5 protein-coding genes and 1 tRNA gene are annotated in these 7410 nt (G+C 72.3%); 2 read left to right on the forward strand and 4 right to left on the reverse strand.

Going from position 1 to position 7410, the window contains the following annotated elements; all coding sequences use genetic code 11:
- Positions 1-85: 85 nt before the first annotated feature.
- The 4 genes from ABT026_RS28340 to ABT026_RS28355 all read right to left on the reverse strand — a co-directional run bounded on the left by ABT026_RS28340 (position 86) and on the right by ABT026_RS28355 (position 3506).
- Positions 86-170, reverse strand: a tRNA-Leu gene (locus ABT026_RS28340).
- Positions 171-301: 131 nt separating this feature from the next.
- On the reverse strand, positions 302-820 hold the full coding sequence (locus tag ABT026_RS28345; RefSeq protein WP_351118015.1) for a protein-tyrosine phosphatase family protein: 519 nt from the start codon (positions 818-820) through the stop codon (positions 302-304).
- A 458-nt stretch (positions 821-1278) separates the two neighbouring features.
- Positions 1279-2166 (reverse strand): succinate--CoA ligase subunit alpha, encoded by an 888-nt coding sequence (gene sucD / locus ABT026_RS28350; RefSeq protein ID WP_351118016.1) that lies wholly within the window; start codon positions 2164-2166, stop codon positions 1279-1281.
- Positions 2167-2177: 11 nt separating this feature from the next.
- Positions 2178-3506 carry an ATP-grasp domain-containing protein gene (locus tag ABT026_RS28355; protein WP_351118017.1) on the reverse strand — a complete coding sequence of 443 codons (1329 nt, stop codon included), beginning with the start codon at positions 3504-3506 and terminating at the stop codon, positions 2178-2180.
- 312 nt (positions 3507-3818) lie between these two features.
- On the opposite strand from ABT026_RS28355, the gene frc reads away from it, so the two are divergent.
- Positions 3819-5063, forward strand: a complete 1245-nt coding sequence (gene frc, locus ABT026_RS28360; protein WP_351118018.1) for a formyl-CoA transferase — start codon at positions 3819-3821, stop codon at positions 5061-5063.
- 5 nt (positions 5064-5068) lie between these two features.
- Positions 5069-7201 (forward strand): acetate--CoA ligase family protein, encoded by a 2133-nt coding sequence (locus ABT026_RS28365; RefSeq protein ID WP_351118019.1) that lies wholly within the window; start codon positions 5069-5071, stop codon positions 7199-7201.
- The last annotated feature ends 209 nt before the right edge of the window (positions 7202-7410 follow it).

Raw genomic sequence — 7410 nt, forward strand, 5'->3', positions numbered from 1 at the left:
CCTGGGCATCACCGTCAGCTACGAAAACGCGACGAGGACCGCGACCGTCAGGTCGAGGCCCTCGCATGCGTATCGTTGGAGTGTGTGTCCGAGGGGGGACTTGAACCCCCACGCCCGATAAAGGGCACTAGCACCTCAAGCTAGCGCGTCTGCCATTCCGCCACCCGGACCAGGTGTTTCGTCGCGTCCGGGGCGTTGCCCTGGGCGACGTGGATAACCATACCAAGGATCCGGGGTGGGTTTCACCTGCGTATTCGCTGGTGGGCGGGGTGCAGCGGGAGGGGTACGGAGAGTGAGTCGATCATGTGGGGGCCTGGAGGCCGGTGAGGAGGCGGGCGGTGTCGAGGCCGGCGGTGAGGTACTGGACGAAGGTCTCGTTGCTGAAGGCCCAGGGTGATCGTCTGGCGCGGATGAGGTCGATCGCGGTGGCGGGGCCGTGGGCGTCGAGGTCCATCAGTGCTTGGGCGGTGACCAGGCCGGAGCGGTTGTAGCCCGAGTGGCAGCGGACCAGGACCGTGCTGCCGGACTGGACCGCCCGTACGGCGCGGTCGGCGGCCTGCTGGACGGAGTGGATCTGGTCCGGGGTGAGGGGACCGTCCGGAATCTCGGCGATCACGTGCTCGACGGAGGGGTGCGGGCCGTGGCCCGGCAGGGTGAAGAGACTGACGACCAGGTCGAACTCGCGGTCCGGGACGGCGGGAACCATGTCGCCGGTGTGGTCGGTCCAGTGGTGGCCGCCCATCCACAGGCCCGGGCGGATCTCGTTCCAGGGCGAGTCCGGCCCCGGCATGTCGCGGTCCTTCTGGCGTGTTTTCTTCATCCGCTCCCCCTTGGGGGAACAACGGGCGAGGGCCGATCCCCGTTCCCGGAGCGGGGACGAGGAGGGGCGAGTCGGTTGGGGCGGGGGTCCCGGGGGGGGAACCGCCCGGCATCGGCCCCGCGTTCCTCCCGAGTCATCCCGCGCTCCGGATCGAGTCAGCGGCTCCGAAGGGATCGAGGGCCACGGGGGGCCGGGCCAACAGGCCGCCCGGGCCCAGGGCGGGTCTGGGCAGGCGCGGCCTGTGGGCGCGAGCGAGAGCCTTCCGCACGCCGCGCCCGGGGTGGACGGCCGGGGAACGGGAGAACGCCGCCCCGCACTCGCCGGGGTGGAGAGCGCCACGACCCCGCCGGGAAAGCGCGGCACCCCGCGCACTCGGGCACGGCCCGCCCACGTCCGGCGGCGAAGAAGCAGCTCCGTAGACACCCCCGGCGGAGCCCGCCGCGCCGCGCCGCTCCTCCTCACCCCTGAAGCCCGCCTAGTACCCCCTCTGCCAGCCGGGCCGTCTCTGTCGGGGTGGATCCCACCCGCACGCCCGCCGCCTCCAGCGCGGCCTTCTTCGCGGTGGCCGTGCCCGAGGAGCCGGAGACGATGGCGCCCGCGTGGCCCATGGTCCGGCCCTCCGGGGCGGTGAAGCCGGCGATGTAGGCGACGACCGGCTTGGTGACGTGGTCGCGGATGTACGCCGCGGCGCGTTCCTCCGCGTCGCCGCCGATCTCTCCGATCAGGACGATCAGACGGGTGTCGGGGTCGTCCTCGAAGGCCTGGAGGCAGTCGATGTGGGTGGTGCCGACGACCGGGTCGCCGCCGATGCCCACGCAGGTCGAGAACCCGGTGTCGCGCAGTTCGTGCATGAGTTCGTAGGTGAGGGTGCCCGACTTGGAGACCAGGCCGATGGGGCCCGGCTTGGTGATGTCGGCGGGGATGATGCCCGCGTCGGACTGGCCGGGGGTGATCAGGCCCGGGCAGTTGGGGCCGACGACACGGGTGCCGCGGCGGCGGGCGTGGTCGGTGAAGGCGACGGTGTCGTGGACGGGGACGCCCTCGGTGACGACGACCGCGAGCCCGATGCCGGCGTCGACGGCTTCGGTGACGGCGGAGCGGACGTGGGCGGGCGGAACGAGGACGACGCAGACGTCCGCCCCGGTGGAGCCGACGCCCGCGGCCACGGACCCGAAGACCGGGAGCCGGCGGTCGCCGATGTCGACGACCAGGCCGGCCTTGCGCGGGTTGACGCCGCCGACCACGTCGGTGTCGGCGGCCAGCATGCGGCGGGTGTGCTTCATGCCCTCGCCGCCGGTCATCCCCTGGACGAGGACCTTGCTCTCCTTGGTCAGGAAGATCGCCATGTCCGTGCTCCTCAGGTCGCGCGGGCGAGTTCGGCGGCGCGGCGGGCGGCGCCGTCCATGGTGGTGGCCTGCTCGACGAGCGGGTGGGCACGCTCGGCGAGGACGGCGCGGCCGCGGGCGGCGTTGTTGCCGTCGAGCCGGACGACCAGGGGCCGGGTGAGGCGGACCTCGTCCAGCGCCCGCACGATGCCCTCGGCGACCGTGTCGCAGGCGGTGATGCCGCCGAAGACGTTGACCAGGACGGACCGGACACCGGGGTCGGCGAGGACCGTGGAGAGGCCGTCGGCCATCACCCGTGCGGAGGCGCCGCCGCCGATGTCGAGGAAGTTCGCCGGGCGGGCACCGCAGCCGGCCACCACGTCGAGGGTCGACATCACCAGGCCCGCCCCGTTGCCGATGACGCCGACCTCGCCGTCCAGCTTCACGTAGGTGAGTCCGCGTTCGGCCGCCAGTGCCTCCAGGGCTTCCGGAGCCTCCCGTGCCCTCGAAGCCTCCCGTGCTTCCCAAGCCAGTGCCGCCGGAGCCCCCAGTGCCGCCGGAGCCTCCAGTGCTTCCCGAACCAGTGCCTCCGGCGCATGCGACCCCCGCGGGACTTCCGGGGCATGCGAGGCCTCCGGGATGTCTGTGGCCTGCCGAGCAGCCCCGGCCCCCACTCCCGTCGCCGCCGCGGAGCGCCCCTCGCCCGCGCCCCACCCCCCGTGGCGGAAGAGGGCGTTGTCGTCGAGGGTGACCTTGCCGTCGAGGGCGACGATCTGCCCCTGGCGGGTGCGCACGAGGGGGTTGACCTCGATGAGGAGGGCGTCCTCCTCCGTCAGCACGCGCCAGAGGCGGACCAGGGTGTCCACGGTGTGCGGGGGCAGCCCCGCGGCGTCGGCGATGCGGGCAGCCACCGCGGTGGTGACGCCCTCCGCCGGGTCGACGGGCACCCGGACTACGGCCTCGCGGCGGGTGGCGGCGACGTCTTCGATGTCGGTGCCGCCCTCGGCGGAGGCGACGGCGAGGAACCGCCCCGCCGCCCGGTCCAGGACGTAGGAGACGTAGAACTCGGTCTCGACGTCGACCGGTTGGGCGAGCATCACGCTGCGCACGGTGTGCCCCTTGATGTCCGCGCCGAGCATCCGGCGGGTGACGGCCCCCGCCTCGGCGGGGTCGGCGGCGAGGCGCACCCCGCCCGCCCTGCCGCGGCCGCCGGTCCTCACCTGGGCCTTGACCACGACCCGGCCGCCGAGCCGGCGGGCGATCCCGCGCGCCTCCTCCGGCGAGTCCGTCACCTCCGCGCGTGGCGTCAACACGCCGTACTTGTCGAAGAGTTCCCTTGCCTGGTGCTCGAACAGGTCCATTCCGGCTCCTGACGGAAAGTGCCGCGCGCCCCCTGGACACCACGGAACGGATGCGGGATAACAAGCTTCATACAGTATTCGTCGACTGTATGCAATGTACGAAGGCAGCGCGCAGGGCACCCCCGCATCCCCATTGGCCATCCCCGCATCCCCACATCCCCGTGGCCATTCCCCGTGGTCACGTATCCCCCGCACCACCGCAGCCCACAGCCCACAGCCCGCACCCCCTGCGCCGCGCCACCTGCACTCCTGACCGGAGCATCCCTGACCGGACGACGTACACGTGACGACGTACAAGTGAGGTGACCGGCGGTGACCACCGTTGCGACAGACAAGGCCCTCGACGGCATACGGGTACTGGACATGACGCACGTCCAGTCCGGACCGTCCGCCACTCAGCTGCTCGCCTGGATGGGCGCGGACGTCGTGAAGCTCGAGGCGCCGTCCGGCGACATCACGCGCAAGCAGCTGCGTGACATCCCGGACGTCGACTCCCTCTACTTCACGATGCTGAACTGCAACAAGCGCAGCATCACGCTCAACACCAAGACCGAGCGCGGCGAGGAGCTCCTCACCGAGCTGATCCGCCGTTCGGACGTGATGGTGGAGAACTTCGGCCCCGGCGCCGTCGACCGGATGGGTTTCACCTGGGAGCGCATCCAGGAGATCAACCCGCGGATCGTCTACGCCTCCATCAAGGGCTTCGGCGACGGCCCGTACACGCAGTTCAAGGCGTACGAGGTGGTCGCCCAGGCGATGGGCGGCTCGATGTCCACCACCGGCTTCGAGGACGGCCCGCCGACCGCCACCGGCGCCCAGATCGGCGACTCCGGCACCGGCGTGCACACCGTGGCCGGCATCCTCGCCGCGCTGTACCAGCGTGAGCGGACGGGGCGGGGCCAGCGGGTCAACGTGGCCATGCAGCACGCCGTGCTGAACCTGTGCCGGGTGAAGCTGCGCGACCAGCAGCGGCTGGCGCACGGGCCGCTCGCCGAGTACCCGAACGAGGACTTCGGCAACGAGGTGCCCCGTTCCGGCAACGCCTCCGGCGGCGGCCAGCCGGGCTGGGCGGTCCGGTGCGCGCCGGGTGGGCCGAACGACTACGTGTACGTGATCGTCCAGCCGGTCGGCTGGAGGCCGGTCACCGAGCTGATCGGCCGGCCTGAGCTGGCGGACGATCCCGACTGGGCGACGCCGGAGGCCCGGCTGCCGCGGATCGGCAAGATGTTCCAGCTGATCGAGGAGTGGTCCTCCAAGCTGCCCAAGTGGGAGGTGCTGGAGCTGCTCAACCGGCACAACATCCCCTGCGGGCCGGTGCTCTCCACCCGGGAGATCGTCGAGGACGAGTCCCTGGCCGTCAACGGGATGGTGGTCCGCGTCCCGCACAAGGAGCGGGGCGAGTTCGTCACCGTCGGCAGCCCGATCAAGCTCTCCGACTCCCCCGTCGAGGTGCGCAGCTCCCCGCTGCTCGGTGAACACAACGAAGAGATCTACGTCGGCGAACTCGGCCTCGGGGACGAAGAGTTGCGCCTGCTCAAGTCGAACGGAGTGATCTGAGGGTGATGGCCGACGACAGGCAGCGGCGGGTGCGTGAACTGCTGGACGCGGTACGCGCCGAGGGACGCACGGCGCTGACCGCGCCGGAGGGCAGGGTACTCGCCGAGGCGTACGGGATCACGGTGCCGGGCGAGACGCTGGCGCGGGACGTGGAGGAGGCGGTGTGCGCCGCCGCGCGGCTCGGCGGGCCGGTGGTGATGAAGATCGTCTCCCCGGACATCCTGCACAAGACCGACGCCGGCGGGGTGGTGGTGGGCGTCGAGGGGCCGGCCGCGGTGCGGTCGGCGTTCCTGCGGATCGTGGAGAACGCACGGGCCTACGACCGTGAGGCGCGGATCGAGGGCGTGCAGGTGCAGGAGCTGGTGCCGCCCGGCCAGGAGGTGATCGTCGGCGCGGTCACCGACCCGACCTTCGGCAAGGTGGTCGCCTTCGGGCTCGGCGGCGTGCTCGTGGAGGTGCTGAAGGACGTCACCTTCCGGCTGGCCCCGGTGGACGCCGACGAGGCGCTGTCCATGCTGGACTCCATCCGGGCCGCCGAGATCCTGCGCGGGGTGCGGGGCGCGCCGGCGGTGGACCGCTGGGCCGTCGCCGAACAGATCCGCCGGGTCTCCCGGCTGGTCACGGACTTCCCGGAGATCGCCGAGGTGGACCTCAACCCGGTGATCGCCACGCCTCAGGGGGCGGTGGCCGCGGACATCCGGGTGATCCTCGCGGAGTCCGCCCCGCGCAGGCGGCGGACCTACGGGCGGGAGGAGATCCTCTCCTCGATGCGCCGGCTGATGCAGCCGTCCTCGGTGGCGGTGATCGGAGCCTCCGCCGAACCGGGCAAGATCGGCAACTCGGTGATGCGGAACCTCGTCGACGGCGGCTTCCCCGGGGAGATCCACCCGGTGAACCCCAGGGCCGACGACATCCTGGGCCGCAAGGCCTACAGGAGTGTCATGGACGTGCGCGGCGAGGTGGACGTGGCCGTCTTCGCGATCCCGGCGCGGTTCGTGGGCGCGGCGCTCGAGGAGGTGGGCCGCAAGGGGATCCCCAACGCCGTGCTCATCCCGTCCGGCTTCGCCGAGACGGGTGAGCACGAGCTCCAGGAGGAGATCGTCGCGATCGCCGAGCGCCACGGCGTGCGGCTGCTGGGGCCGAACATCTACGGCTACTACTCCACCTGGCAGGACCTGTGCGCCACGTTCTGCACCCCGTACGACGTCAAGGGGGGCGTGGCGCTGACCTCGCAGTCCGGCGGGATCGGGATGGCGATCCTCGGCTTCGCCCGCACCACCCGGACCGGGGTGTCGGCGATCGTCGGGCTCGGCAACAAGTCGGACATCGACGAGGACGACCTGCTGACCTGGTTCGCGGAGGACCCGCACACCGAGTGCATCGCGATGCACCTGGAGGATCTCAAGGACGGCCGGGCCTTCGTCGAGGCGGCGCGGGCGACGGTGCCGAGGAAGCCGGTGGTGGTCCTGAAGGCGGGCCGGACCGCGGCCGGGGCGCGGGCCGCCGGTTCGCACACGGGCGCGCTGGCCGGCGACGACGCGGTCTACGACGACATCCTGCGCCAGGCGGGGGTGATCCGGGCGCCCGGACTGAACGACATGCTGGAGTACGCGCGGGCGCTGCCGGTGCTGCCGGCGCCCCGGGGCGACAACATCGTGATCATCACAGGGGCGGGCGGGAGCGGCGTGCTGCTGTCGGACGCGGTCACCGACAACGGCCTGTCCCTGATGGAGATCCCGCCGGACCTGGACGAGGCGTTCCGGCGCTTCATCCCGCCGTTCGGGGCGGCGGGCAACCCGGTGGACATCACCGGGGGCGAGCCGCCGTCGACGTACGAGGCGACGATCCGGCTGGGGCTGGAGGACGAGCGGATCCACGCGCTGGTGCTGGGCTACTGGCACACCATCGTCACCCCGCCGATGGTGTTCGCGGAGCTGACCGCGCGGGTGGTCGCGGAGTACCGCGAGCGCGGGATCGAGAAGCCGGTGGTCGCCTCGCTGGCGGGCGACGTCGAGGTCGAGGAGGCGTGCCAGTACCTGTTCGAGCGCGGCGTCGTCGCCTATCCGTACACCACGGAGAAGCCGGTGGCGGTGCTGGGCGCCAAGTACCGGTGGGCCAGGGCGGCCGGGCTGCTCTGACCGGCGCCGACGGCGGGACCGGCGAGCCACGGGAACGACGAGCGACGGGAACGGGTGGTGGTCGATGAGGGCGTGAGCAGTCGGGGCGGCCGGCGGGGGGGCCCCCCCCCCCCGGCCCCCGGGGCCCCCCCCCCCGCGTGGGCTGGGGGCGCCGGGCAGAGCGTTCGGACGCCCAGGGGGCTATTGGGCCGAGGCAGCCCCCCGCGATC

Origin of the sequence: Streptomyces sp. NPDC002734 (assembly GCF_040295685.1) — a bacterium.
Taxonomy (GTDB): Bacteria; Actinomycetota; Actinomycetes; order Streptomycetales; family Streptomycetaceae; genus Streptomyces.